This is a genomic window from Streptomyces sp. AC558_RSS880 (genome assembly GCF_019049255.1).
GTDB lineage: Bacteria > Actinomycetota > Actinomycetes > Streptomycetales > Streptomycetaceae > Streptomyces.
On record NZ_JAGMUJ010000130.1, the window covers coordinates 178,160 to 204,608 of the forward strand.

The 26,449-nt window shown below is 72.7% G+C and carries 20 protein-coding genes; 6 read left to right on the forward strand and 14 right to left on the reverse strand.

Annotation, left to right across the window (positions count from 1 at the left end):
* Nucleotides 1-74 precede the first annotated feature (74 nt).
* Both KUM38_RS30435 and KUM38_RS30440 read right to left on the reverse strand, forming a co-directional pair.
* On the reverse strand, nucleotides 75-1,256 hold the full coding sequence (locus tag KUM38_RS30435) for a spore photoproduct lyase family protein (RefSeq protein ID WP_217134088.1): 1,182 nt from the start codon (nucleotides 1,254-1,256) through the stop codon (nucleotides 75-77).
* A gap of 531 nt (nucleotides 1,257-1,787) precedes the next feature.
* Nucleotides 1,788-4,067, reverse strand: a complete 2,280-nt coding sequence (locus tag KUM38_RS30440) for a catalase (protein ID WP_217134090.1) — start codon at nucleotides 4,065-4,067, stop codon at nucleotides 1,788-1,790.
* Between the two features lie 565 nt (nucleotides 4,068-4,632).
* Between KUM38_RS30440 and KUM38_RS30445 the strand changes: the two genes are divergently transcribed.
* The gene (locus KUM38_RS30445) at nucleotides 4,633-7,179 is read left to right on the forward strand and encodes a discoidin domain-containing protein (RefSeq protein WP_217134467.1); all 2,547 of its coding nucleotides are present in this window, start codon (nucleotides 4,633-4,635) and stop codon (nucleotides 7,177-7,179) included.
* 24 nt (nucleotides 7,180-7,203) lie between these two features.
* On the opposite strand, the gene KUM38_RS30450 is transcribed toward KUM38_RS30445, so the two are convergent.
* On the reverse strand, nucleotides 7,204-7,428 hold the full coding sequence (locus KUM38_RS30450) for a hypothetical protein (RefSeq protein ID WP_217134091.1): 225 nt from the start codon (nucleotides 7,426-7,428) through the stop codon (nucleotides 7,204-7,206).
* A gap of 176 nt (nucleotides 7,429-7,604) precedes the next feature.
* On the opposite strand from KUM38_RS30450, the gene KUM38_RS30455 reads away from it, so the two are divergent.
* Complete coding sequence (locus tag KUM38_RS30455; protein WP_217134092.1) at nucleotides 7,605-8,078, forward strand: carboxymuconolactone decarboxylase family protein; 474 nt, start codon at nucleotides 7,605-7,607, stop codon at nucleotides 8,076-8,078.
* A 47-nt stretch (nucleotides 8,079-8,125) separates the two neighbouring features.
* Here the strand turns inward: KUM38_RS30455 and msrA are convergent, their stop codons facing one another.
* The 8 genes from msrA to KUM38_RS30495 form a co-directional block, all read right to left on the reverse strand.
* Nucleotides 8,126-8,638 (reverse strand): peptide-methionine (S)-S-oxide reductase MsrA, encoded by a 513-nt coding sequence (gene msrA, locus KUM38_RS30460; protein WP_217134093.1) that lies wholly within the window; start codon nucleotides 8,636-8,638, stop codon nucleotides 8,126-8,128.
* 448 nt (nucleotides 8,639-9,086) lie between these two features.
* Nucleotides 9,087-9,530 (reverse strand): ATP-binding protein, encoded by a 444-nt coding sequence (locus tag KUM38_RS30465; protein WP_217134094.1) that lies wholly within the window; start codon nucleotides 9,528-9,530, stop codon nucleotides 9,087-9,089.
* 90 nt (nucleotides 9,531-9,620) lie between these two features.
* On the reverse strand, nucleotides 9,621-11,759 hold the full coding sequence (locus KUM38_RS30470; RefSeq protein ID WP_217134095.1) for a prolyl oligopeptidase family serine peptidase: 2,139 nt from the start codon (nucleotides 11,757-11,759) through the stop codon (nucleotides 9,621-9,623).
* Nucleotides 11,732-13,516 carry an N-acetylglutaminylglutamine amidotransferase gene (locus KUM38_RS30475; protein ID WP_217134096.1) on the reverse strand — a complete coding sequence of 595 codons (1,785 nt, stop codon included), beginning with the start codon at nucleotides 13,514-13,516 and terminating at the stop codon, nucleotides 11,732-11,734. Before KUM38_RS30475 ends, KUM38_RS30470 begins: the two co-directional genes overlap by 28 nt.
* A 148-nt stretch (nucleotides 13,517-13,664) precedes the next feature.
* Complete coding sequence (locus tag KUM38_RS30480) at nucleotides 13,665-14,861, reverse strand: glutamate--cysteine ligase (protein WP_217134098.1); 1,197 nt, start codon at nucleotides 14,859-14,861, stop codon at nucleotides 13,665-13,667.
* A 170-nt stretch (nucleotides 14,862-15,031) separates the two neighbouring features.
* On the reverse strand, nucleotides 15,032-15,352 hold the full coding sequence (locus KUM38_RS30485; RefSeq protein ID WP_217134100.1) for an STAS domain-containing protein: 321 nt from the start codon (nucleotides 15,350-15,352) through the stop codon (nucleotides 15,032-15,034).
* On the reverse strand, nucleotides 15,349-16,626 hold the full coding sequence (locus tag KUM38_RS30490; protein WP_217134102.1) for a PP2C family protein-serine/threonine phosphatase: 1,278 nt from the start codon (nucleotides 16,624-16,626) through the stop codon (nucleotides 15,349-15,351). The genes KUM38_RS30485 and KUM38_RS30490 overlap by 4 nt, the downstream gene beginning before the upstream one ends.
* Nucleotides 16,623-17,429 carry an alpha/beta fold hydrolase gene (locus KUM38_RS30495; protein ID WP_217134103.1) on the reverse strand — a complete coding sequence of 269 codons (807 nt, stop codon included), beginning with the start codon at nucleotides 17,427-17,429 and terminating at the stop codon, nucleotides 16,623-16,625. Before KUM38_RS30495 ends, KUM38_RS30490 begins: the two co-directional genes overlap by 4 nt.
* Nucleotides 17,430-17,624: 195 nt before the next feature.
* Here KUM38_RS30495 and htpG point away from each other — a divergent pair, with 195 nt between their 5' ends.
* The gene (gene htpG, locus KUM38_RS30500; RefSeq protein WP_217134105.1) at nucleotides 17,625-19,523 is read left to right on the forward strand and encodes a molecular chaperone HtpG; all 1,899 of its coding nucleotides are present in this window, start codon (nucleotides 17,625-17,627) and stop codon (nucleotides 19,521-19,523) included.
* 12 nt (nucleotides 19,524-19,535) lie between these two features.
* Here htpG and KUM38_RS30505 read toward each other — a convergent pair whose 3' ends face one another.
* From KUM38_RS30505 to KUM38_RS30515, 3 genes are all read right to left on the reverse strand, one after another.
* Nucleotides 19,536-20,102: a DUF2269 family protein gene (locus tag KUM38_RS30505; protein WP_217134107.1), complete on the reverse strand. Its 567-nt coding sequence runs from the start codon at nucleotides 20,100-20,102 to the stop codon at nucleotides 19,536-19,538.
* A 51-nt stretch (nucleotides 20,103-20,153) separates the two neighbouring features.
* Nucleotides 20,154-21,239 (reverse strand): GNAT family N-acetyltransferase, encoded by a 1,086-nt coding sequence (locus KUM38_RS30510; protein ID WP_217134110.1) that lies wholly within the window; start codon nucleotides 21,237-21,239, stop codon nucleotides 20,154-20,156.
* Between the two features lie 130 nt (nucleotides 21,240-21,369).
* Nucleotides 21,370-21,798 (reverse strand): hypothetical protein, encoded by a 429-nt coding sequence (locus KUM38_RS30515; protein WP_217134111.1) that lies wholly within the window; start codon nucleotides 21,796-21,798, stop codon nucleotides 21,370-21,372.
* A gap of 329 nt (nucleotides 21,799-22,127) precedes the next feature.
* Here KUM38_RS30515 and KUM38_RS30520 point away from each other — a divergent pair, with 329 nt between their 5' ends.
* From KUM38_RS30520 to KUM38_RS30530, 3 genes are all read left to right on the forward strand, one after another.
* Nucleotides 22,128-23,435, forward strand: a complete 1,308-nt coding sequence (locus KUM38_RS30520; protein ID WP_217134114.1) for a sodium:proton antiporter — start codon at nucleotides 22,128-22,130, stop codon at nucleotides 23,433-23,435.
* Between the two features lie 244 nt (nucleotides 23,436-23,679).
* Nucleotides 23,680-24,855 carry a S1 family peptidase gene (locus KUM38_RS30525; protein ID WP_217134116.1) on the forward strand — a complete coding sequence of 392 codons (1,176 nt, stop codon included), beginning with the start codon at nucleotides 23,680-23,682 and terminating at the stop codon, nucleotides 24,853-24,855.
* Nucleotides 24,856-25,031: 176 nt separating this feature from the next.
* Nucleotides 25,032-26,354, forward strand: a complete 1,323-nt coding sequence (locus KUM38_RS30530) for a lipase family protein (RefSeq protein ID WP_217134118.1) — start codon at nucleotides 25,032-25,034, stop codon at nucleotides 26,352-26,354.
* Nucleotides 26,355-26,449: the final 95 nt, after the last annotated feature.

Genomic DNA, 26,449 nt, shown 5'->3' on the forward strand with positions numbered 1-26,449 from the left:
AAGGTTAGCCTACCCTTAATTCCCGTTATCGAGGGGTGACCTGCGGGAAGGCGGGACCGGGACCTGTCGGCCCGTCAGAAGGCGTAGCGGATATCCAGCCACGGTGTGTGGCGGGCGACCAGTTCCCGCAGATCCGCGAGGGCCCGGCGCTTGATGCCGGCGCGGTAGCGGAGGTTGAGGGCGCCGTTCTGGGAGCGCTTGGTCTCCTGCGCGGCGGGCTGCCACAGCACGTCCTCGCCGCGCGGATGCCAGCGGAGGTTGACGTCGTGCAGGTCCGCGTTGTGGGTGAGCATGATGACTTCGGCGCGGGCCTGCCGCTTCACGCGCTGCGGCAGTACGTCGTCCATGTGCCGCAGCAGCTCGGCCCAGGCGTCCTGCCAGCCGGGGCGGACGACGACGGGCGAGAGGTTGAAGTGCACCTCGTACCCGGCGTCGAGGAAGTCCGCGGCGGCGGCGATCCGCCGGTCGACCGGACTGGTGCGCAGGTCCAGCAGACGTGAGTCGCCGGCCGGCATCACCGAGAACCGGATGCGGGTGCGTCCGCGCGGGTCGAGCTCCAGCAGGTCGGGGTTGACGAACTTGGTCGCGAAGGACGCCTTCGCGGTGGGCCAGTCGCGGAAGGCGCGCACCAGGTCGGCGGTGTTGTCGCAGACGAGGGCGTCAACGGAGCAGTCGCCGTTCTCCCCGATGTCGTACACCCACGCCTCGGGGTCGCACTGGTTGGGTTCCGTCTTGGGCCCCTGGGCGGCGACGTGGCGGCCGAGGTGGGCGATGATCCCGTCGATGTTGGTGAAGAGGGTGATCGGGTTGGCGAAGCCCTTGCGGCGGGGGACGTAGCAGTACACGCAGGACAGGGCGCAGCCGTTGGACGGGCCGGGGGCGATCCAGTCGGCGGAGCGGCCGTTGGGGCGGGTGGTGAGCGTCTTCTTCACGCCCAGGACGAGGGTCTCGCGCTTGATCCGCATCCAGCGGTCGGCACTGCCCTCGTTGCCGTGCAGCTCGGGGACACGCCAGTGGGAGTCCGTCTCGATCAGCCGGGCCTCGGGGAACCGGGCGAGGATCTGCCGCCCGCGGGGCGAGGCGGCGGCGGCCGGTTCCGCGTGGATCTCCCGGATCGCGAGAAGCCGGCGCGCCGGCGCGGAGTCCCGGAAGGCGGGGGTGGACGGCGCCGGCTCGGCCGCCGGTGCCACCGGCAGGTCGCCGAGGCCGAAGAGCGGCTCCTGCGGGCCGTGGGACGGGGAAGGGTGGTGGCGCATGTTCTCTGACCGGCTTCTCGGGCGGGGAGGCGGTACGAGTGCCCGCCGACCGGTTGTGTCGGGATCCGGCCGTCCTCCCACTGTACGGCGACGGGACGGCCCGCCGCGGCCGACCGGACCCCGGGCCGCCGGCCCCCGCCCGGCCGTACGGGCGGTGGGCGGCACGTGCCCCGCCGCGACCGGGCCGAACCGTCCGCCGAGGACCCACCGGCGGCCGCCCGGTCGTCCCCGCCTGTGCGGACGGCGGTGGCGGAGACCTCCACCACGACCGGGCCGAACCGACACCGCGGCCCTGTCCCGCCCGCCCTCGCAGGCGACGGACGGCACGTGCTCCCACCGCGACCGCAGCCGAGCCGACCGTCGGGGGCCGCCCGTACGCCCAGCCGCTCCCACGCACCACCGCACGGGCGCCGGCAGCACGTCACCCGGCGCGACGGGACCCCGCCGACCGCCGGGAACCCACCGGCGCCCGCCCGCTCCCCCGGCGGCCGGGGCGAGCCGGTCGCCGGGGTCGGGGTCGGGGCCGGGGTGTCAGGCCCGGACCGTGAAGCGTTCCCAGACGCGGTGCGAGGCCAGCAGCTCGCGGACTCGGCCGAGGACGGTGGCCCCGGAGTCACCGACCACGATGCCGGGGGCGTCGGTGGGGACGCCGGCCGCTTCGAGGGCCGCCTCGCCGCCCGCCCACGCGCCGATCGCCTTGCCGTGCCGGAACGCCTCGGTCAGCAGCAGTCCGATCCGCGGGTCGGTCGCCGTCCGCTGCGCGGCGGAGGGCGCGCCCTTGCCGTCGCGCGCACCGGGCAGGTCGCCTCCCATGGCCGGCGCCCCGGCCAGCAGTACGGCGTCGAACTCGACGGACCGCGCGGTGACGTAGGTGCGCTGGACCGTCAGGGCCGGGTCGCCCGAGCCGAGCGTGCCGCCGGTCGGTGCCACGACCAGCGGGACCATGCCCGCTTCGAGCACCGCGTCGCGTACCGCGTGGACGCCGTCGAGGTCGCCGTCCGGGCCGGCGACGATGCCGATGACGCGCCCGTCCACCGGCCAGGTCCCCCCGATCTGCGAGAGGGCCGGGCTCGGTTCGACGTCGGCGAGCGGCACGGTGGGCTCCGGCGCGGGCAGGCCGAGTCCCTCGGCGACACCGGCGCACAGCTCGGGGTCGATGTTGGCCAGGACCTGGAGGGTCCGTTCCCTGATGGCCTGCTCGTAGCACTTGCCCAGCTCGAAGGTGTAGGCGCCGATGATGTGCTCGCGCTCCACCGGGCTCATGCTCAGCCAGAACCGGCGGGGCTGGCTGAAGTGGTCCGCGAACGACTCCGGCGCCTCGCGCACCTTCGACGCCTCCGGGACGCGCACCGGAGCCTCGATGAACGCGCTCATGTCCGCGCCCGCGGTGAACGGGCAGCCGCCGTCGAGGGAGTTGGGCCGGTAGGGGGCCACGCCCCGGTGCACGGCCGTCTGGTGCATGCCGTCGCGCAGCATGTCGTTGACCGGTGCCTGCGGCCGGTTGATCGGCAGCTGCGGGAAGTTGGGGCCGCCCAGGCGCGTGATCTGCGTGTCCAGGTACGAGAACAGGCGTCCCGCGAGCAGCGGGTCGTCGGTGACGTCGATGCCGGGCACGAGGTGACCGACGTGGAAGGCGACCTGCTCCGTCTCGGCGAAGAAGTTGGACGGGTTCCGGTTGAGGGTCATCAGCCCGACCGGCTGCACCGGGGCGAGCTCCTCGGGCACGATGTTCGTCGCGTCCAGCAGGTCGATGCCCTCGAAGGTCTGCTCCGGGGTGTCGGGGAAGGTCTGGATGCCCAGCTCCCACTGCGGGTAGGCGCCCGCCTCGATGGCGTCGGCGAGATCCCGGCGGTGGAAGTCCGGGTCCACGCCGTTGATCGTCTGCGCCTCGTCCCACACCAGGGAGTGCACGCCCAGCTTCGGCTTCCAGTGGAACTTCACCAGCGTCGTGGCGCCCTCGGCGTTCACCAGCCGGAAGGTGTGGACGCCGAAGCCCTCCATCATGCGGAAGGAGCGCGGGATGCCGCGGTCGCCCATGAAGAAGAGGGTGTGGTGGGTCGCCTCGGTGTGCAGGGAGACGAAGTCCCAGAAGGTGTCGTGCGCGCTCTGCGCCTGCGGGATCTCCCTGTCGGGGTGCGGCTTGGCGGCGTGGATGACATCGGGGAACTTGATGGCGTCCTGGATGAAGAAGACCGGGATGTTGTTGCCGACCAGGTCGAAGACGCCCTCGCTGGTGTAGAACTTCGTGGCGAAACCGCGGGTGTCGCGCACGGTGTCGGCGGACCCGCGCGAGCCGACCACGGTGGAGAACCGTACGAACACCGGCGTCTCGACGTCCGGGGCGAGGAACCCCGCCTTGGTCACGGAGGCCGCCGTGCCGTAGCTCTGGAAGACCCCGTGCGCGCCCGCGCCGCGGGCGTGGACCACGCGCTCCGGGATGCGCTCGTGGTCGAAGTGCATGACCTTCTCGCGCAGGTGGTGGTCCTGGAGCAGTACGGGGCCGCGCGGACCCGCCTTGAGCGAGTGGTCGGTGTCGTACAGCCGGGTGCCCTGCGCGTTGGTCAGATAGCTCCCGGACTGCGCCACCCTGGCCTGGTCGGCGCCGGTGGGCTGGCCGGTGGGCGACACGGTGGCCGGGCCGCTCTGGTCCGGCTTCGGCGGCAGCGGCTCGCGGGGCTCGGTCGGCTCGGCCACGGACGGCGGCTGGGTGCCCGGCCGTCCGGGAATGCCGTCGGCCGGGGCCGATCCGTCGTCCTGCAGCTTCTCGACGATCTTCTTCGCCGCCCGCTTGACGGGGTTGGCCTCGCTCATGGGGTGACACTCCTCCGCTTCAGACCGGCCACGGACGGGTGGCCGTGCGTTCAGTTGCCGACTGCGGGCGACCCGAGGGGACGAAATGCCCGGAAAAGGGCATCGGGTGCCGTCAACGTCTCACGGTGGGCGCACCCTCGCAGCGGGCACCCGCCGATGGGGTGAAATTCCCTCCCCGGAACACCGCCGCGCTCCGTGCCCCAGCGCACCCGCATTCCCCACTCCGCTCCCTCCACCGGATCCGACCGCCCCGCCCGCGTACCCACGGCGCTGCGGTCAAGGCATGCGGATCCGGACCGGCACGGCGTCCCACCGACGGGCACTCGCTCACCAATTCACGCCCGGGGGCTTGCCCGTGCGATGTCTCACCACTTAAATCAAAGCCTGAACTAAGCGGTCGCGGGGCCGCGTTCAGTCCTCCGGCATGCCCTCACGCGCAGAGGGCCGCGCCACCGCACCACCCGCCGTCCGGACGGCCCGGCCCGCGCGCACGCGGGCTCGCCCGCATCCCCACATCGCACCAGCAGAAGGCTGACGCATGAGACACACGAAGCATTTGAGCCGCCTGAGACGCAGAGCCCTGGGTGCGGCGTTCGTCGCCACGGCGGCGCTCGTCACCCTGCCCGCCGCCCAGGCCCCGGCCGCCGCGGCCGAGACCCCGTTGTCCCAGGGCAGGGTGGCCACCGCATCGTCGACCGAGAACGCCAGCACACCCGCGAGCGGCGCCGTGGACGGCGACACGGGCACCCGGTGGTCGTCGGCCGCGAGCGACGACCAGTGGCTGCAGGTCGACCTCGGCGCCACGGCGTCCGTCACCCGTGTCGTCCTGAACTGGGAGGCCGCCCACGGCAAGGACTACAAGATCCAGTTCTCGCAGGACGGCGGCGGCTGGACCGACGCCAGGACCGTGACCGGGAGCGACGGCGGCACCGACACCGTGGACGTGTCGGGGCAGGCCCGCTACGTCCGGATGCAGGGCCTGGACCGGGCCACCGCGTGGGGCTACTCCCTGTGGGAGTTCCAGGTCTTCGGCACCGCCGGCGGCAACCCGCCCGCCTCCTGCGGCACGGACGACGCCGCCCGCGGCAGGCCCGCTTCCGCCTCCTCCACGGAGAACGCGGGCACCCCCGCCTCCGCCGCCTTCGACGGGGACGCGGGCACCCGCTGGTCGAGCCAGGCCTCGGACCCGCAGTGGGTGCGGGTCGACCTGGGTTCGGTGCAGGACCTGTGCCAGGTGGACCTCAGCTGGGAGGCCGCCTACGCCAAGGACTTCCGGATCGAGGCCTCCGCCGACGGGCAGAACTGGAGCACGCTCGAGTCCGTCACCGGCGCCACGGGCGGCCGGTCCTCCTACGAGGTGAGCGGCTCGGGCCGGTACGTGCGCGTCCTCGGAACGGCCCGCGCCACCGGGTACGGCTACTCCCTGTGGGAGGTCGCCGTGCACACCACGTCGGACGGCGGCGGTCCGATCGAGGGCGGCGGCGACCTGGGGCCGAACGTCATCGTCGTGGACCCGTCGACACCCGGCCTCCAGCAGAAGTTCGACCAGGTCTTCGCCCAGCAGGAGACGAGCCAGTTCGGCAGCGGCCGCTACCAGTTCCTGCTGAAGCCGGGCACGTACAACGGCATCAACGCCCAACTCGGCTTCTACACCTCGGTCTCCGGGCTCGGCCTCAACCCCGACGACGTGCAGATCAACGGCGACATCACCGTGGACGCCGGCTGGTTCAACGGCAACGCCACGCAGAACTTCTGGCGTTCGGCGGAGAACCTCGCGATCAACCCCGTCAACGGCACCAACCGGTGGGCGGTCGCCCAGGCCGCTCCGTTCCGCCGGATCCACGTCAAGGGCGGCCTCAACCTCGCCCCGAACGGCTACGGCTGGGCCTCCGGCGGCTACATCGCCGACTCGAAGATCGACGGCACCGTCGGGCCGTACTCCCAGCAGCAGTGGTACACGCGGGACAGCTCCGTCGGCGGCTGGACCAACGGCGTGTGGAACATGACGTTCACGGGTGTCCAGGGCGCTCCGGCGACCAACTTCGAGACCGGCCCGTACACCACGTTCGACACCACCCCGATCTCCCGCGAGAAGCCGTTCCTCTACTTGGACGGCGACGCGTACAAGGTGTTCGTGCCCGCCAAACGCACCGACGCGCGCGGTGTGTCCTGGCCGGCCAACGCGGGCGGCACCTCGCTGCCGCTCGACCGGTTCTACGTCGTCAAGCCCGGCGCCACGGCCGCGACCATCAACGCCGCGCTCGACCAGGGCCTCAACCTGCTGTTCACACCGGGCATTTACCACATCGACGAGACCATCGAGGTCGACCGCGCCAACACGGTCGTGCTCGGTCTCGGTCTGGCGACGATCATCCCGGACAACGGCATCGACGCCATGCACGTGGCGGACGTCGACGGCGTCCGGCTGGCCGGCTTCCTGATCGACGCGGGCCCGGTCAACTCGGACACCCTGCTGCGGATCGGCGAGGAGGGCTCCTCCGCGGACCACTCCGCCAACCCGACCACCATGCAGGACGTGTTCATCCGCATCGGCGGCGCGGGGCCGGGCCGGGCCACCGACTCCGTCGTGGTCAACAGCGACGACGTCCTCATCGACCACACCTGGATCTGGCGCGCCGACCACGGCGAGGGGGTCGGCTGGGAGACCAACCGGGCCGACTACGGACTGCGCGTCAACGGCGACGACGTCCTCACCACGGGCCTGTTCGTCGAGCACTTCAACAAGTACGACGTGGTCTGGAGCGGTGAGCGCGGCCGCACGATCTTCTTCCAGAACGAGAAGGCCTACGACGCCCCGAACGAGGCCGCCATCACCCATGACGGCATCGTCGGATACGCGGCCTACAAGGTCGCCGACTCGGTGGACGAACACGAGGCCTGGGCACTCGGCAGCTACTGCAACTACACGTCCGACGACACCATCGTGCAGCACCACGGGTTCCAGGTGCCGGTGAAGCCCGGCATCAGGATGCGGCACCTGCAGGTGATCTCGCTCGGCGGCAAGGGGCAGTACCGCCACGTCGTCAACGACACGGGCTCGCCCACGTCGGGGACGGACACCATTCCGTCCAAGGTCACCCAGTTCCCCTGAGCGTGACGGTGTCCCGCGCCGGATTCAGAACAACTGCCCCTGCCCGTCGGGGGCGGTCCGGCGCGGGGCACGGCGGGCGGCGGGGCCCCGCACCGGGGTCTCCTCCCCGAACAGCGGCGCCGTGCCGTACTCGTCCGGCTCGGCCGGCACCACGACGGGGCCGGTTCCCACGTTGAGGCACAGCGGAGCGTCGAGGTCGAAGTCCCCGGGCGTCATGTCCGTCCAGTCGCGTTCCCGACGCTCACTCACCTACGCTCCGCTCCCCGTCCATCCGGCCAGGTTATCGGTCGTCCGGTGCCCCGAGAACGGCACGCTGCGCGATGCCGCCCAACAGAGAGACGTAGGTCACATTCCCGTTCCGGTCACACAGGGCGGAGCCCGCCCGTCAGTGCTGCGTAACCACGAAGACCGAACAGGAGATCATCATGGAAGCGCGCCTCGACCTCTTCGCCAGCCCCCTCGCGGCCAAGGTGCTGAGGCACATCAATTCGGCGGGCAAGGCGGTGGCGGACTCCGGGCTGCCGCACGCCACCCAGGAGCTGGTGAAGATCCGCGCCAGCCAGATCAACGGCTGCGGCTTCTGCACCGACATGCACACCAAGGACGCCGCCGCGGCCGGGGAGACGTCGGTCCGGCTCCACCTGGTCGCCGCCTGGCGGGAGGCCACGGTCTTCACCGAGGCGGAGCGCGCCGCCCTGGAGCTGACGGAGCAGGGCACCCGGATCGCCGACGCGGCCGGCGGCGTCGACGACGACGCCTGGGCGAACGCCGCCAAGCACTACGACGAGGACCAGCTCGTGGCCCTGGTCTCGCTGATCGCCGTCATCAACGCCTACAACCGCGTCAACGTCATCAGCCGGCAGCCCGCCGGCGACTACCGGCCCGGCCAGTTCGGCTGACCGACCACGCCCGCCCCGGCCCGCGACGGGCCGGGGCGGGCGTCCGGTCAGGCTTCCGCGCGCTTCGGCAGACGCCAGCCGGGCCGCGGGAAGTGGCAGGTGTAGCCGTCCGGGTAGCGCTGGAGGTAGTCCTGGTGCTCCGGCTCGGCCTCCCAGAACGGGCCGGCCGGCACGACCTCGGTCACCACGGCGCCCGGCCACAGCCCCGAGGCGTTCACATCGGCGATCGTCTCCTCGGCGACGCGCTTCTGCTCGTCGTCGAGGTAGAAGATGGCGGAGCGGTAGCTCGTCCCGATGTCGTTGCCCTGCCGGTTCTTCGTGCTCGGGTCGTGGATCTGGAAGAAGTACTCCAGGATCGTGCGGTAGTCGGTGACGGCGGGGTCGTAGGTGATCTCGATCGACTCGGCGTGGGTACCGTGGTTGCGGTACGTCGCGTTCGGCACGTCACCGCCGCTGTAGCCCACCCGAGTGGTCAGCACACCCGGGAACGTGCGGATCAGCTCCTGCATGCCCCAGAAGCAGCCGCCCGCGAGCAGCGCCCTCTCCTCGTGCGTCGTCATCTTCGTCTCGCCCTTCTCCCACGTGTCCTGCGGCGTTCATCAGTGAGAACCGCACCGGCGACCCCATTGTTCCGGCCGTGCCGACACCGCCGGACAGCGGGCCGGGCAGCGGCGCACCGACGCGCCCGCGCCCGCCCGCGCGGCGGTGCCGGAAAAGGGACACGGCCGGTTTCCCGGGCCGCCTCCGCCCGGGGGTGACCGCGCGTCCCGTCACCCACCAGGTGTCCGCCCTGCGCGTGGTGCTCGTCCTCACCGCGGCCCTGGTGCTCCGGGCGCGCGCCGGCACCGAGCGGGAGGCCCCGGCCGACGACGAGGCGCGCAGGCTGCTCGGTCTCCCCCGACCTGGCCCGGCTGCTCACCGAGGGCCGCAGGGCCACCGACGAGGTGCGTGTCGCGCGGGGCCGGCTGCCGGCCGTGGACGGCGGGTGAGCCGCGGGGCCCGGCGGGCTCAGGCGAGGAGCGAGATGCGGGCCGTGATGCTCTTGCCGGCCGGCTCCTGCCGTACGTGCAGGGCCTGGGCGACGGCCATCACGATCTCCAGTCCGTGCTGGCCCACCCGGCCGGGGTCCGCGTCCCGGGCCACCGGCGGCGCGGGGTTGCCGTCCCGGACGATCACCTCGACGGTGTCGTCGGCGACCCGCAGGTCGAGGCCGACGGGGCCCGGAGCGTACTTGCGGGCGTTGGTGACCAGTTCGCTGACCACGAGCTGGGTGATCTCCACCGCGCGGGTCGACACCGGCAGACCGCCCTCGGCCCGCGCCCGGGTCAGGAACGCGGCGGCGAGATGACGCGCCTGGGCTATCCAGGTACCGTCCTCGTCCAGGGCGTACGAAGCCCGCAGCCGCGGTGCCCCCGGCACCATGTCCCCCTCGTCGACTGGAACTGGTTCCATCCGGTCCGCCTTCACTCACCGATCACACCGCGCGACTACCCGCATCGCTCCCCCGCACGCCACTGAAGTGTGACAGGTGCCTCAGACATCTCAGTCCGCCAGGTGCCGTTCCAGCCAGTCGGCGGCGGTCCGGCGGAACAGGCGGCGGTTGTCGGAGCGGCGGAAGTCGTGGCCCTCGTGGCGCAGCAGGAGGCATTCCGCTTCCAGCCCGCGCTCCCTGGCGGCCCGGACGAACTGCTCGGACTCCCCCGGAGGCACGTTGGTGTCGTGCTCGCCGTGCACGGCGAGGAGCGGGACCCGCAGGGCGTCGATCCGGCTCATCGGCGACAGCGCGCGCAGCAGTTCCCGGTCGTGCTCCGGGTGTCCGTACTTGTGGGCGGCGGACTGCGCGATCCAGGGTTCGGTCCCGGCGAAGAAGGTGGTGAGGTCCGACATGCCGCAGACCGCCACGCCGGTGCGGAACAGGTTCGGGTGCCACACCAGGGACGCCATCACCAGGTAGCCGCCGTACGACCGGCCCATCACGGCCATCCGCCGGGGGTCCGCCAGGCCCCGCACCATCACGTGCGCCGCGCAGTCCGCGACGTCGTTGATCGCGTCGAAGCGCCCGGCGCCCAGGTCCGCGTCGACGAAGGAGCGGCCGTGGCCGGAGGAGCCGCGGACGTCGGGCGCGAACACGTCCAGTCCCCTGCCGAGCAGTTCGAGGTAGAGCGGTTCGAGCACCGGGCGTTCCTGTTCCTCCGGCCCGCCGTGCAGGTGCAGGACGCACGGTGCCGGTTCGCCGGGCGAGCGGCCCGGGGCACGGTAGTACCAGCCGCCCAGGACGAGGCCGTCGCGGGCCACGGGGCTCATGGGCATCGGCCGCACCGGCGTGCGGCCTTCGGGGAACGCGTCCTCGTCGCGCGAGGACCACGGGGTGCGCAGGGGCAGTCCGTGCGGCAGCCACCACACTCCGGGGTGGCGCCGGGATCCGGACAGCGCGACGACGGGGGCGTCGGGGTCGGCGGTGGGCGCGATGCGCGTGACCACCTCGTGGGGCAGACCGACGGTCCGTGCGGCACCGGCGGAGGCGGACCGGGACGACGGGACGCCGGCCGGGAAGTCGGGCGACCGGGCGGCGGTCAGCTCGGTCACCTCCAGTTCGCTGACTCCGCGCACGTTCCACGCCAGCACCGCGCTCCGCCCGTCGCGGCTCAGGGCGAGCAGCTCCAGGCCGCAGTCGGGGCGCCGGGCGGCCACCGCGGTGCCGAGCAGGTGTCCCCGCGGATCGAGGTGCGCGGCGACGAGGGCGGCGTGTTCGCGGTCGCCGTCGCTGCGCAGCCACACGGTGCCGGCGTCCGGTGAGAAGCCTCCGATCCACGGGTCGCCGTCGGCGACCGGCAGCGCGCAGGTCACCATCCGGTCGCCGGTGCGGACCACGAGGGCCTCGCGGCGTCCGCGGGGGCCCCGGTACACCAGGGCGAGCCTGCCGTCCCGGCTGAGGTCGCACACCCGCTGGTTGGCCGCCCCGCGTTCGCTCGCCAGCAGCACGGGTGCGGCCATGCCCTCGGGGTCGACGAGGTAGGCGGAGAGGGCCCTCGGTTCGGGCTCCTCGGCGGACGTCGTCCGGTCACCGTCGACGGCCCCCGTGGCGGGTCCGGGCCGTGGTGCGCCGGGTTCCAGCAGCACGGCACGGCCGTCGCGGCCCGCCCGGGCGGGGCGGGAGACGCCGTCCGCCCCGGGGTGCGCGGCGAAGGGCCGCCCGGGCGGGGCGGAATCGGTGACGGTCACCGCGACCGCCGAGCCGTCGTGCTGCCAGCAGCCCAGGCGTGCGGAGGTGCCCGGTTCGCCGCCGGCCAGCAGGCGCCGCCCGGTGCCGTCGGGGCGTACGCACAGGACGCTGGTGAGCTCGCCGCCGTCCGGCGCCACGGTGTAGGCGATCCAGCGCCCGTCCGGGGACCAGGACACCTCCGTGACCGGATTCGGGTCGGCGTCGAGCCGGCGCACCTCCTCGCCTGCCACGGGGGCGGTCCACAGCTGCGGCACCCCGGCCCGGTCGCAGATGAAGGCGACGTACCGGCCGCCGGGGTCGACCGAGGGGTACCAGCAGCCGTGGACGGCCGGGGGTGGTACGTCGTACGGCGTCGCGGCGTCGGCGAGCGGGGCGGGCTCGGGTGCGGGAAGCGCCCGCGTGGTGGCGTCGGTGCGCGTCTCCACGGGCGTCAGCGGATCCCGTGCGTCTGCAGCCATGTCTCCAGCAGCGCGATCTGCCACAGTGTGTTCGCTCCTCGCCTGGTGCGGTGCGCGTCGGGTGCGGCGAGCAGTTCGGCGACGTACTCCTCGCGGAAGACGCCGCGGGCCCTGGCCTCGGGGGCGGTGAGGGTCTCGCGGACCCGCTGGAGGACGGGCCCGGCCATGTGCTTGATCGCCGGGACGGGGAAGTAGCCCTTGGGCCGGTCGACGACCCGGCGCGGCAGGACCCTGCGGCCGGCGGCCTTCAGGACGCCCTTGCCGCCGTCCGCGAGCTTCAGCTCGGGCGGGCAGGCGGCGGCCAGTTCGACCAGTTCGTGGTCGAGGAACGGCACCCTGGCCTCCAGGCCCCAGTCCATCGTCATGTTGTCGACCCGCTTGACCGGGTCGTCGGCCATCATCACGAGCGTGTCGAGGCGGAGATCGGCGTCGAGCGCCGTCTCGGCGCCCTCGGTCGCCATGTGCGCGCGGACGAACTCGGCGGAGACGTCGTGGCCGGGCAGCAGGTCGGGGTGGACCATGGCCGCGAGATCGGCGTGCGAACGGTCGGAGTAGGTGTCGATGTACGCCTCGGCGGCACGCGGGCGCGGCACGTCCGCCATCCGCGCGTACCAGTCGTAACCGGCGAACACCTCGTCGGCGCCCTGGCCGCTCTGCACGACCTTGACCTCCTTGGCCACCTGCTCGGACAGCAGGTGGAAGGCCACCACGTCATGGCTCATCATGGGCTCGCTCATGGCGCGGACCGCCCCGTCGAGGGCGCCGGCGACCCGGTCGGAGGGAACCATCAGCTGGTGGTGGCGGGTGTCGAAGTGCCGGGCCACGAGGTCGGAGTAGGAGAACTCGTCGCCCTCCTCGTCGCCCTCGGACTCGAAGCCGACGCTGAAGGTCGCGAGGTCCTCCTGGCCCTCGCCGGCCAGCAGGGCCACGATCAGGCTGGAGTCCAGGCCGCCCGAGAGCAGCACGCCGACCGGCACGTCGGCGACCATGCGGCGGCGCACGGCGGTGCGCAGGGCGTCGAGCACGGCGTCGGTCCAGTCGTCGGCGCCGAGGCCGGCGTACTCGGGACGGCGGGTGTGGACGGGCTGCCAGTAGCGGTGATCACGGTGGCTTCCGTCGGGCTCGACGACCCGCACCGTGGCCGGGGGCAGCTTGCGTACGCCCTTGAGGACGGTGCGGGGCGCGGGGACGGTGGCGTGCCAGCTGAGGTACTGGTGCAGTGCGACGGGATCCAGCGAGGTGTCGACGCCGCCGGCCGCGAGCAGTGCGGGCAGGGAGGAGGCGAACCTCAGGCGTTCGGTCGTGCCGGACAGATAGAGCGGCTTGACGCCCAGCCGGTCGCGGGCCAGGACGACGCGCCCGGTGTCCTGTTCGACGATCACGAAGGCGAACATGCCGTGGAAGTGCTCGACGCAGCCGGTGCCCCACTGCTGGTAGGCCTTGAGCACCACCTCGGTGTCGGACTGCGAGAAGAAGCGGTGGCCGAGCGCGCGCAGTTCGTCCCGCAGCTCGCGGTAGTTGTACACGCAGCCGTTGAAGACGCCGGCGAGACGGGCACGCGGGTCGGCCATGGGCTGGGCGCCGCTGTCCGACAGGTCGATGATCTTCAGTCGGCGGTGTCCGAGGGCCACGGGTCCCTGGGACCACAGGCCGCGTCCGTCGGGGCCGCGCGGTGCCAGCCGGTCGGTCGTGCGTTCCAGCGCCGCGATGTCCGGCTGCCCGCCGTCGAACCGGATCTCCCCGCAGAGGCCGCACATCAGTGGGCCCTCCTTTCCCTCGGGTACCGGTCCTGGGGCAGGGGCGAAGAGACGTGCGTGCTGCTGGACATGACGGTGTGACACTCTCCTTGGTCAGGGGGTTGTGGACGCGCGTGAGGGTGGCCGGAGGGCCCGCGGTCCGTCCGGATCAGCCGGGTGTGCCCGGTGTCGTCGCCGAGTGGACGCGGGCCGGGGTCCGGCCGGCGCCGCGCGGGGTGTCCGAACGCCGGTGACGGCGGCCGGAGGCGCCGGCCGCGAGGCGGTCGCCGCGGGTCTCGGCGACCAGCGTGTCGATGCCGGCGAGCAGGTCCTCGTCCTGGGCCGCCCGCCGCAGCCGGTGCGCCGCGCTGCCCGTCGCGAGGGCCTCTTCGAGCAGCGTGCGCACGGTGGCGAAGTCACCGGAGGCCTCCAGTGCCGGGCGCAGCCGGTGGAGCATCCCGCGCAGCACCATGGGGGCCGGAGTCGCGCGGCGGGTCCCCGGATCGACGAGCCGGTCCTCCAGGCCCGAGCGCGCGGCACGCCAGGTGGCGGCGCGCAGCCACTCGTGGTGTCCGTCGCACCCGCGGTCCGCCCCGCGCTCCAGGCGGTCGCAGGCGTCGCGCACCAGCGCACGGAACAGTCCGGCGACCAGCACCACGGTCTCGGCGCGCGGGCAGGCGTCGCAGACGCGCAGCTCCAGCGTGCGCTGGTGCGCCGACGGCCGTACGTCGTGGTAGAGCATCCCGGTGTCGCTGATGACGCCCGAACCGATCAGCTCGGTCACGGCGGCGTCGTAGTCGGCGGCGTTCTCGTAGCATCCCGCGGGGCCCGCGGTCGGCCACCGCTGCCACACCATAGTGCGCCAGCTGGCGTATCCGGTGTCGGAGCCGAGCCAGAACGGTGAGCTGGCCGACAGGGCCAGCAGCGGCGGCAGCCAGGGCGACACCAGGCACATGGCGCGTACCGCGGTGTCCCGGTCCGGTACGTCGACGTGCACCTGGGCGCTGCAGATGAGCTGTTCGTCGGCGACCCGGCGGTAGTCGTCGGCCATGCGCCGGTAGCGGGGATCCGCGGTGACGTCGCGGGAGGTGACGCGGGCCAGCGGAACGGTGCCCGCGGCCACGACGGCCAGGCCGCAGGAGGACGCGGCGGCGTCCAGTCGGCGCCGGGCGCCGGACAGGTCCGCGTGAAGACCGTCGAGGGTGTCATGCACCTGGCTGTTACGCTCCACGGCCGACTGCTGCAGTTCACGGCTGAACCCGGATCCGCCGAGCCTGCCGAGCAGCGTGTCGGCCCGTGGTGCGAGCCGGCCGCTCTCCACGTCCAGGACATGGAACTCTTCCTCTGCTCCGATACGCACCGTCACCGCTGTCCCCTTGCCGGTAGTCCTGAGCCGCCCCGCGCGGTCCCCGAGGTCACCGGCGGCGGATGCGGCCCGGTCCGGGTGCCCCGGATGCGGTGACCGCAATCGGGACTCGGCGCTCGGATGAGCGGCCGGGTCCTCCGCGGGCGCGCGGGAGGGCGTTCCCCGCCGGGCTACACGCTGTCGCGGATGTCGAACCACTCGTCGAGGCCGGTCAGGCGCAGCAGGCGCCGCAGGTTGGCCGGCACGGCCACGAGAACGACCTCGGCGCCGGCCGAGAGGACGTGGTTGTGGACGGCGATCAACGCGGTGATGCCGCTCGAGTCGCAGAACTCCAGCTTGCCCAGGTCCACCACCAGGAGCCGCCCGGCCGGCAGGGTCGCTCCGTGCGCGGCCTCGCGCAGCTGCCGCGCGTTGGTGTGGTCGAGGTCACCGGCCACCTCGAGGGCGAGACCGGCGGGCGTGGGTGACTCGGTGATCGTCAAAGGTGTCATCGCGAGGTTCCGCGTTCGGTGTCGGTGCGGGCGGGGAGGCCGATGGCGAGCAGGGCGGTGTCGTCGTCCAGCCCTTCGCCGAAGCCCTTCAGCAGGTCCGTCAGGGCGTCGACCACGCGGCGGGGGCCCGAGGGGGCGAGACCGGCGGCGAAGGACTCCAGGGCCTCGTCACCGTACAGCTCCCGGCCGGGGCCGATACGGGCCTCGGTGAGGCCGTCGGTGTACATCAGCAGGGTGTCGCCCGGGTGCAGGGTGGTGCGGACCTGGACGAACTGTGCCCCGGGCAGGGCTCCGACGAGCATGCCGCCCCGTGTCGGGAGGTACTCCACCCGGCCGTCCGCGCGCAGGACCAGCGCGGGAGGGTGGCCGCCGGAGGCCAGGCGGACCTCCACCGTGTCCCCCGCACGTTCCAGCACACCGGCCACGGCGGTGCAGTACCGCGGATCGTCGCCGGTGTACCGGTCCAGCAGGACCGTGTTGAGGACACGCAGGTTGGCGACGGGGTCGGCGTCGTGGAGCGCCGCGGCACGCAGGGTGTAGCGGGTCAGTGAGGTCAGCGCGGCGGCCTGCGGCCCCTTGCCGCACACATCTCCGAGGAAGAAGGCGGAGCGGTCGTCGTCGAGCGCGAACAGATCGTAGAAGTCGCCGCCCAACTGGATCGGGGAGGCCGTGTGGTAGTGGCAGGCGGTCTCCACCCCGGGGAGGTCGGGCAGGGTCGCGGGCAGCAGGCTCTGCTGGAGCACGGTCAGCGCCTCACGCAGCGCCTCGCGGTCGGTCTCGGCCTGCCTGCGGGCCTCGTCGGCCGCGCGGCGGGCGCGCAGCAGCTCCTGCTCGTAGGCGCGCCGGTCCGTGGCGTCGAAGACGGTGGTCCGGATCAGCATCGGCTCGCCGCCGTCGCTGCTCCTGACCGTCGAGGTGACCAGCACCGGCAGCCGGGAACCGGACGCGGTCCTCATCTCCAGCGCGACACCGCCGAGGTGTCCCTGCATGCGCAGCAGGGGGGCGAAATGCGTCTCGTGGTAGAGCTTGCCGCCGACGGTGAGCAGGTCGCTGAAGCGCATCCGGCCCACCACCTCGTCGCGGGACAGACCGAGCCAGCCCAGCAGGGTCGCGTTGATCTTGGCGATGGTGCCGTCCATCAGGGTGGACAGGTAGCCGCACGGCGCCGACTCGTACAGGTCCTCCGCCGAGTCCTCCAGCAGCGCGCTGAACGCCGCGCGCGTGCCGGGCTCGTCCGTGTCCGGCTCCTCCGGCCCACCTGCCGCCCTGCTCATCGGTCGAGGGCCGACACGAACGCGCGGATCGCCGCGGTGGTGGCCTCCGGGGCGCTCAGCTGGGGGCAGTGGCCGGTGGCGGGCAGGGTGACCAGCTCGCTGCCGGGTATCGCGGCATGGACGTACGCGCCGACCTCCGGAGGCGCGATGACGTCCTGTGCGCACTCCAGGATCAGCGTGGGCACGGTCACGCCCGCGAGGTCCTCGCGGCTGTCGGACAGGAACGTCGTGCGCGCGAAGACCCGGGCGATGTCCGGGTCGGTGGCGCAGAAGCTGTTGGTGAGCTCCTCGCCCAGCTCGGGCCGGTCCGGGTTGCCCATGATCACGGGAGCCATCGCCGCCGACCAGCCCAGATAGTTGGAGTCCAGGGACTCCAGGAGCTCGTCGATGTCCTCCGCGCTGAAGCCGCCGCGGTAGCCGTCCTCGTCGATGTAGCACGGCGACGGACAGACCATGACCAGGGAGCCGATCCGGTCCGGGGCCGCGGCCCGGGCCAGCACGCCGGTCATCGCGCTCACGGAGTGGCCGACCACGACCGCGTCCCGGAGATCGAGTTCCTCACAGACCTCCACCACGTCACGGGCGTAACCGTCGAGGGAGGAGTAGCGCTCCTCCTGCCAGGCCGACAGGTCGGAGCGGCCCGCGCCCACGTAGTCGAAGAGCACCACCCGGAAGTCCCGGGCCAGCGCGGGCTCGACCAGCCGCCACATGTTCTGGTCGCAGCCGAACCCGTGCACCAGGACCACTGTGCGGCCGGAGGTGCGCCCGGTCACACGGATGTTGTTCCTGCGGTGGATGCCCATCCGTCCATGCTCGCACGCCGGGCGGAAAAGCCGTCGGCGCGCCTCGGGGAGCGCCCGGGGTACGGCGCCGGCCGTCGGGCCCGTGTCCAGGACGCCGGGGAAGCTGCGGTGAACGCGACCGGCTGACGCCGTCTTTTATTAAAGTGATCGCGCCAGTATCCGGTGATCCGTGGATCAGTGAGGTAATCGCGCATCATGCCGACCGAAACGTTTGAGTTCCAGGTAGAGGCCCGTCAGCTGCTCCAGCTGATGATCCACTCGGTCTACTCGAACAAGGACGTCTTCCTCCGTGAACTCGTCTCCAACGCCTCCGACGCGCTCGACAAGCTGCGTCTGGCCAAGCTGCGGGACGACTCCCTCGACGCCGACGTCTCCGACCTGCACATCGAGCTCGAGATCGACAAGGACACCCGCACCCTCACCGTGCGGGACAACGGCGTCGGTATGTCGTACGACGAGGTCGGGCAGCTCATCGGCACGATCGCCCATTCGGGCACCGCGGAGTTCCTGCGGGAGCTGCGCCAGGCGCAGGACGGGGCCGGGGCGGAGGGGCTGATCGGCCAGTTCGGCGTCGGCTTCTACTCGGGCTTCATGGTCGCGGACGAGGTCACCCTGCTCACCCGGCGCGCGGGCGAGGGGCAGGGCACCCGGTGGACGTCGCGCGGCGAGGGCACGTACACCCTGGAGCGGGTCGACGACGCGCCGCAGGGCACCTCGGTCACGCTGCACCTCAAGCCGGCCGACCCCGACAACCAGCTGCACGACTACACCTCGGTGTGGAAGATCAAGGAGATCGTCAAGCGCTACTCGGACTTCATCACCTGGCCGATCAGGCTCGTCGGGGAGACGGGCGAGGACGGCGGGACGGCCGGGCCCGAGACGCTGAACTCGATGAAGGCGCTGTGGGCGCGCTCGCGCGAGGAGGTGTCCGAGGAGGAGTACCACGAGCTGTACAAGCACATCGGCCACGACTGGCGCGAACCGCTGGAGACCATCCAGCTGCGGGCCGAGGGCACCTTCGAGTACCAGGCCCTGCTGTTCGTCCCGTCGCACGCCCCGCACGACCTGTTCACCCAGAACTTCAGGCACGGGCTGCAGCTGTACGTGAAGCGCGTCTTCATCATGGACGACTGCGAGGAGCTGCTGCCGCCGTACCTGCGCTTCGTCAAGGGTGTGGTCGACGCACAGGACCTCTCGCTGAACGTGTCCCGCGAGATCCTCCAGCAGGACCGGCACATCCGGATGATGCAGCGCCGGCTCACCAAGAAGGTGCTGGCGACGGTCAAGAGCATGATGACCGAGGACGCCGAGCGGTACGCCACGTTCTGGCGGGAGTTCGGCGCCGTGCTGAAGGAGGGCCTGGTCACCGACCCCGACAACCGTGACGCCCTCCTCGCGGTGGCCTCGTTCGCGACCACGCACGAGGACGACGGCACGGTCACGCTGCAGCAGTACGTGGAGCGGATGCCGGACGGGCAGGACGACATCTGGTTCATCACCGGCGAGTCCCGGGAGAGCATCGACAACTCGCCGCACATGGAGGCGTTCCGGGAGCGCGGCATCGAGGTGCTGCTGCTCACCGATCCCGTCGACGAGATGTGGGTCGACGCCGTGGGCGAGTACGAGGGCAAGCGGCTGCGGTCGATCGCCAAGGGCGAGGTCGACCTCGGCGCGCGGGAGGACGACAAGGGCGAGGGCGAGCGGGAGCAGCAGGCCGAGGAGTACGCGGGTCTGCTCGGCTGGCTGCGGGAGCGGCTGGAGGAGGACGTCAAGGAGGTGCGGCTGTCCACGCGTCTGACGGTGTCCCCGGCCTGTCTCGTCGCCGACGCGAACGATCTCACGCCGGCGCTGGAGAACATGTACCGGGCCATGGGTCAGGAGGTGCCGCGCACGAAGCGCATCCTCGAACTCAACCCGGACCACGCGCTGGTGAAGGGCCTGAACGAGGCGTACGGGGAGCGCGAGGACCGTTCGGACCTCACCGACACGGCCGAACTCCTGTACTCGCTGGCCGAGTTGGCGGAGGGCGGCCGGCCGAAGGATCCGGCGCGCTTCGTGCGGCTGATGGCGGACCGGCTGGAGCGCACCCTGTGACGCGCCCGTAGGTCACAGGCGCGCCGGTTCGGCCGTCCCCGGCCTCCGGGCGGCCGCCCGGAGGCGCCGGCCGCGGCGGGTCGGGCCCCACGGCTTGAGGATCGAGATCACCGTCATGAAGACGTAGGCGGTCAGGGAGACGATCGGCCCCATCAGGACGTCACCCCCGTCGGGCAGGGGATGCCCGGCGGACACGGCCGCCGCGGCCTCGTTCACGCCCGGCCGGAGCACGAAGGCCGTGGCGGTGGTCGTGGCCAGGGTCAGCCAGAACTTCGTCCACACCCAGCGGTGCCTCGCCAGTCCCCAGGGCGTGCCCAGGGACAGGACGAGGCCACTGGTGAGCGTCAGGAAGGCGACCGGCAGCAGGAGCCAGTCCGCGAAGAGCTTCATGGCCCGGACGGACGCCTCCACCGCGGCCGCGGACCCGGTGGTGTTCGCGGTGACGCCGAGCGCGAGCAGCCCGGCGGTGAGTCCGAGCCAGCCGGCGGAGGCGAGGACGTGGATGACGAGGTGGGCCCGGCGTGCGGGTCGGCTGAGTTTCACCCGACCCACGGTGCCGGGCCCGCGCCGCGCGGACATCTGACGGCGGGAGTAACCCCGCGTACTGACGTCGGCGTACGCCGGACGCGGTCAGCGCTCGCGCAGCCGGCCCAGCCCCGTCAGGGTGCGCCGGGCCGCGTCGGCCAGCCGGGGGTGGCCGCGCACGAAGCGGCGGGCGGCCCGCGCCGGCTCCCGGCCCAGCCGGTACGCGGCTCCGCCCGGCCCCGGACGCACCACGGCGCCCTCGTAGACGGGGAGTTCGCGGGTCTTGAGGGAGTCCTTGTAGCGGGCGGGACCGCTGCCCAGGTCGACCATGCGGATGCCGTCGGCGGCGGCCGCCTGGAGCATCCGCAGGTGCAGCACCAGTCCGGGTGAGTACCGGCCGTGGTCGCGGTCGTACGCGGGGAACCACCAGGACAGCACCGTGGCCGAGCGCAGGCCGAAGTGCGCGGCGACGGGGCGGCCGTCGGCGTACAGCACGGAGAGCAGTCCGCGGCACTCGGGATCGTCGCCGTGCGCCAGCAGGTCCACCAGCCGGGTGATCCACTGCTGGGCGAACCGGTCCCGGCGGCCCGTCCGCCGGTACTGGGCGGATTTCCAGCGCATCAGCGCCCGTAAGGCCTCCGGGTCCCGGCTGTCGTACACGAACCGCACCTCGCCGACCTGCCGGGCGAGCCTGCGTTCCTTGGCCAGGGTCTGCTTGAGGAAACCGGGGGAACGGGCGCGCAGCCCGTCGGTGTAGTGCTCGTGTCCCCGGTCCAGGTCGATGACCGGGCTCGCCAGTTCCTCGACGGCGTGCGGCACGAAGAGGTGCTGGCCGGCCTCCAGGTTGTCGAACTCCCACGAGGAGAGCGCGCAGGCCGCGAGCAGGGCGCGCGGGTCGAGCCGGAGGCCCGGGCGCAGGACGGCACCCTGGCTGTCCGACACTCCCAGGCCGATGGCCCGGCCCTGGCCCAGCGGCCCCTTCTCGTACGGGAGGAAGCCGACCGGGGCCCCGTCGTCCTGCAGGACGGCCACCCTGGCGCCGGGCCTGACCTGTCCGACGGCCGTGGTGAACGCCGGATCGAGGAACGGGTTCTCCGGCGCGCCGGACTCCGCGCGCAACTGTCTCCACGTTTTGTGCTCGCTCGGCCCGAGGTCGTCGGGCCGCACCACGAGAACGCGCTTTCCCTGCATGTGTGCCTCCTGTGTCGTCATGGTTTCCGGGACACGAGAAGACCTGCTCGTCGCCGTGGACCGGCTCGGGGAGCACGCGGCGGGCGGTACCCGGCCGCACGGCGCAGGCCTTGGGCGGTACCGCGGTCGCTCAGCAGCGGAACGTCTGCAGGCCTGCGGCGACGGGGACCGGATCGACCGGGCCCCGGCCCCGTGGCGGTCCCACCGGGTACGGCCGGGGAGCGGATCGTCGCTGCGCGGTGGCCGTCGACGCGGTCCCGGCCGTCGGGTGGGCGGTGCCGACCGCTCCGGCCGCTCCCGAGGCCCTCGGTGGGCGGGCGACGGGCCGGTGGAGCGAGGCGTCACCCTTTCCGGGGAAGGGCTTGCCGACGGTCTCGGGCGTTCCGGCGCCCTCCGGCACCGCCTCGGCCGGCTCGTCGTACCGGTCCTGCGCCGGCTGGTTCTGCTGTGCCACGGGGTGCGCCGGGGCGGGCCGGTCCGCTGCCGGCGCCGGGGAGCACAGGGTCAGGAGGAGCACCGAGGCCAGCAGTACGACCGCCGCCGCCCATCGAGACCGCACCGGTCACCCCTTCGGCATGCGTCCGGCGGGGGTGGGTACACCGGGTCGGCGCCGGGCGGGCCCCCCACGCATGTGCGCCCGGCACGTCTTCCAGTAGCGCCGAGCGCGCCCCGCTCCGTCAAGTCCTCCGCGCCACGAGGCGGCGCACTCGGTGCGCACCGGTCGCGGTGCTTCCCGCGGGCCCCGTCCTTCACACCGGAGTGCGCGACCCGGCGGGCGGCGAGGGCCGCACCCGTCCGTCCGTCCGTTCGGGCGGGCTCCCGACACCGGGATGATGTTTCGGCCGGGGCCGTGGCGTGTCCGCGGCCGACTCCGGGCACCTGTGATCGGTGACCTCCCCCGACCATCTCTTCGCCCTGCTCGGAGCCGGTGCCCTCGGCGCGGCCGTGCTGCCCCGGGTGGTGGCCCGCAGACCGCTGTCGTTGCCACTGGTGTTCCTCGTCTGCGGAGTCGCCCTCCAGGCGCTGCCCCTGCCCATGCCCGGCATCGACCCGGTGTCGGACCGGACGTGGGTGGAGCACGTCACCGAGATCTGCGTGATCGTCTCCCTCATGGGCGCCGGTCTCGCCCTGAACCGGCCGTTCGGCCGCCGGCGCTGGCAGGGCACCTGGCGGCAGCTGGGCGTCACCATGCCGTTGACCATCGCGGCCGTGGGTCTCCTGGCCTGGGGCCTGCTCGACTGGCCGCCGGCCGCCGCGCTGCTGCTGGCGGCCGTGCTGGCGCCGACCGATCCGGTGCTCGCCTCCGAGGTGCGGGTGGGCGCGCCCACCGACTCCGAGCACGACGAGGACGAGGTGCGCTTCACTCTGACCGGCGAGGCGGGGCTGAACGACGGTCTCGCCTTCCCCTTCGTCCTGGCCGCCGTCGCCCTCGCCGCCGCGGGCGGACGTCCCACCGGTGACGGGATCGCCCGCTGGGCACTGGTCGACGTGCTGTACAAGTGCGCGGTGGGCGTGTCCGCGGGGCTCGCCGTCGGCACGCTGCTCGGGTGGCTGTTCTTCCGGGCGGGGTGGCGGGCGATGCGGCTGTCCGAGCACCGGGAGGGCTTCGTCGCCGTCGGCGCCACGTTCCTCGCCTACGGGGTGACGGAGCTGCTGCACGGCTACGGCTTCGTGGCCGTGTTCGTCGCCGCCTGCCGGATCCGTGCGGCGGAGCGTGCCCACGGCTACCACATGGTGCTGCACGATTTCGTGGAGCAGGTGGAACGGCTGCTGACCGCCGCACTGCTGTTCCTGCTCGGTGTGTTCGTCGCGCAGGGCGGGCTGGCGTCGCTGACCTGGCAGGGGGCGGTCGTGGGTCTGCTGCTGCTGGTGGCGGTCCGGCCGCTGACCGCGTGGGCCGCCCAGTTCGGTACGTCCGCCGGCCCCCGGGAGCGGGTGGTGATCGCCCTCTTCGGGGTCCGCGGCATCGGCTCGCTGTTCTACCTGGCGCACGCGCTCGGCTCCGCCGGTTTCGGCGTCCCGGCCGAGCGGTTGTGGGCGGTGGTGACCTTCACGGTGCTGGCGTCCGTCGTGCTGCACGGGGTGAGCGCCACCCCCGTCATCTCGCGCCTCGACCGGCTGCGGACCCACCGGGCCCGGGCGGCCGGTGCGGGACCGGAGCCGGGCGAGGACGAGGTGGCGGGCGAACGGCTCTGACCGCTCCTCGCCCGGAGGGACGCACGGCTCGGGCCGCCTTCCGGAACAGCGCTCCGGGAGGTCTCGCGCCCTCGGCTCCGGCCGGATCCGGACGTGGCGCCCAGGGCACACGGGAATCGGTCCCTGCATTGGCATAGACCTGACAGCACTCGGCTCGCTAAGCTCTGCTCGACTCAGCCTGAGAGCGCTCTCACACTGCGGTTGTTCCACCCCCACCTTGCTGGAACGACGAAGGACACCTTCCATGAGACGCACCAGACTCACGCATGCCGGCGTGGCCGCCCTGCTCATGATCGGCAGCTGGACCGCGGCCGGCACCCTGCCGGCCGCGGCACAGGACGCCCCCGACTCCCCCACCGCCCGCGCCGCCGACTCCGCGCCCGCCTCCGCCGGCCTGCTGGAGGCGATGCAGCGGGACTTCGGGCTGACCCGCACCGAGGCGGAGGACCGGCTGGCCGCCGAGCGCGAGGCCACCGATCTCGCGCCCCGGGCCCGCGAGACCGCCGGATCCGCCTACGGCGGCGCCTGGTTCGACGCGAAGAGCGAGAAGCTGACCGTGGCCGTCACCCCGGACGCCGACGCCTCGACGGTACGGTCCCTGCGCGCGTCCGGCGCGGCCGTCCGCACCGTCGAGCACAGCGCACGGCAGCTCGACGCGGCCAAGTCCCGCATCGACCGCCTCGACGCGCCCTCGGGCGTCAGCAGCTGGGCCGTCGACCCGACCGCCAACACGGTCGTCGTGAACGTCGTCGCCGACCAGCGCGCCGACAACGATGTCCGCGCCTTCGTGGACGAGGCCCGCGAGGCCGGCCCGGTCACCGTGCGGACCGTGGAGGCCCCGGCCGAGACCTTCGCCGCCGGAACGGTGGGCGGCGACCCGTACTACACCGGCAACGTCCGCTGCTCCATAGGCTTCTCGGTGCACGGCGGCTTCGTCACCGCCGGACACTGCGGCGGCGTCGGCGGCCAGGTCAGGGGCTGGGACGGCTCGTACATCGGCAACTTCCAGGGCTCCTCGTTCCCGGAGAACGACTACGCCTGGGTGAACGTGGGCAGCGGCTGGTGGACGGTGCCGGTGGTGCTCGGCTGGGGCACGGTGTCGGACCAGCTGGTGCGCGGCTCGGCGGAGGCTCCGGTCGGCGCCTCGATCTGCCGCTCCGGCTCCACGACCCACTGGCACTGCGGCAACGTGCTGGCCAAGAACGAGACGGTCAACTACAGCCAGGGCGCGGTGCGTCAGATGACGAAGACCAGCGTCTGCGCCGAACCGGGCGATTCGGGCGGCTCGTTCATCAGCGGTGACCAGGCGCAGGGCGTCACCTCCGGCGGCTGGGGCAACTGCTCCGGCGGGGGCGAGACCTGGTTCCAGCCGGTCAACGAGATCCTCAACCGCTACGGGCTGACCCTGCACACGGCCTGACCGGCCACGACCGGGAGCGGGCCCCGCCGGGTGACCGGCGGGGCCCGCTCTCACGTGCAGCCGGAAGTCCATTCCCGCAAAAGTTACCGTGCCGTAACTTACTCATGGGTTACCGGCGGTAAGTAAGCGCTGCTAGTTTCCGGTTCACCTTCCTGGAGCAGAGCGAGGAGTGAGCCGTGAGCCGTATCAGCAGCGTGCTGACCACCGTGGTCGCCACGACCGCCTGTGTCTGCGTGTCCGCGCCACCCGCCGCCGCGAGCGACCCCGTGGTGTCGCGGGGCGTCACCATCCCCGCCTTCTACACCCCGCCCGCCGAACTGCCCGCGGACGACGGCGTACTGGTCCGCCACGAGCCACTGCGCCTCGGGCTGAGCCTGCCCGGTCTGGACGGCCGCACCCTGCCCGGCACCGCGACCCGTCTGATGTACACCTCCACCGACTCCAGCGGGCAGCGGGTCGCCGTCACCGGCGCCTACATCGAGCCGTCCGCCGACTGGAAGGGCGACGGGCCCCGCCCCCTGGTGGTCGTCGGCTCGGGAACCATGGGACAGGGCGACCAGTGCGCCCCCTCGCTCGCCCTGCAGCACCCCCTGACCCTCAACGGGCAGACCGTGTCGTTCGGTTACGAGAACCTGGCGGTCTACCGGCTGCTCGCCACCGGGGCGGCCGTCGTCGTCACCGACTACGTCGGCCTCGGTGCGACCGACCGGCTCCACACCTACGTCAACCGCGTCGACGAGGGGCACGCCATGCTCGACGCCGCCCGCGCCGCGCACTCGGTGCCGGGCACGTCCGTCACCGGGGAGTCCCGCGTGGCCCTGTACGGCTACAGCCAGGGCGGCGGGGCCAGCGCCGCCGCGGCCGAACTGCACCGCTCCTACGCACCCGACGTGCGGCTCGTCGGCACCTACAGCGGGGCGCCGCCCGCCGATCTGACCGAGGTCATGAAGGGCATCGACGGGAGCGCCCGGGCGGGCGCGCTGGGGTGGTCGATCAACGGGTTCGCCCAGGCGGAACCGGAGGTGCGCGCGGTCGTCGAGGAGAACATCAACGCCACCGGACGCGCCGCCCTGGAGGACATCGCCACCGCCTGCGTCGGTGACGCGATCCTCGGCCACGGCTTCACCAAGAGCACCAAGTGGACGAAGAGCGGCAGGTCCATCGCCGAGGTCATCGCCGGCGAACCCGCCGCTCAGGCCGTGCTGGACGAGCAGCGCATCGGGACGACGAAACCGACCGGGCCGGTCCGGGTGGTCACCGGCGTCCAGGACGACATCGTCCCGCACGAGCAGGCACGACAGCTGGCAGTGGACTGGTGCGCCCAGGGCGGCGACGTCACCTACAAGGCGGTCCGGCTGCCCAACCTGGGCGACAAGCTGCTCACCAACCACCTGGCACCGCTCATCACCGACCAGGGCGACGCGGTGGCCTGGCTGAAGGACCGGCTCGAGGGCGAGCCGACGGGATCCGACTGCCGGAGCATGCCGGCACAGCGCTGAGACACCCGCGAACGCCGCGAGCCCCGTCCCGGAATTCCGGGACGGGGCTCGTGCTGGAGCGCCGGGCAGGCCTTGCACCTGCATCTCCCCGCAGG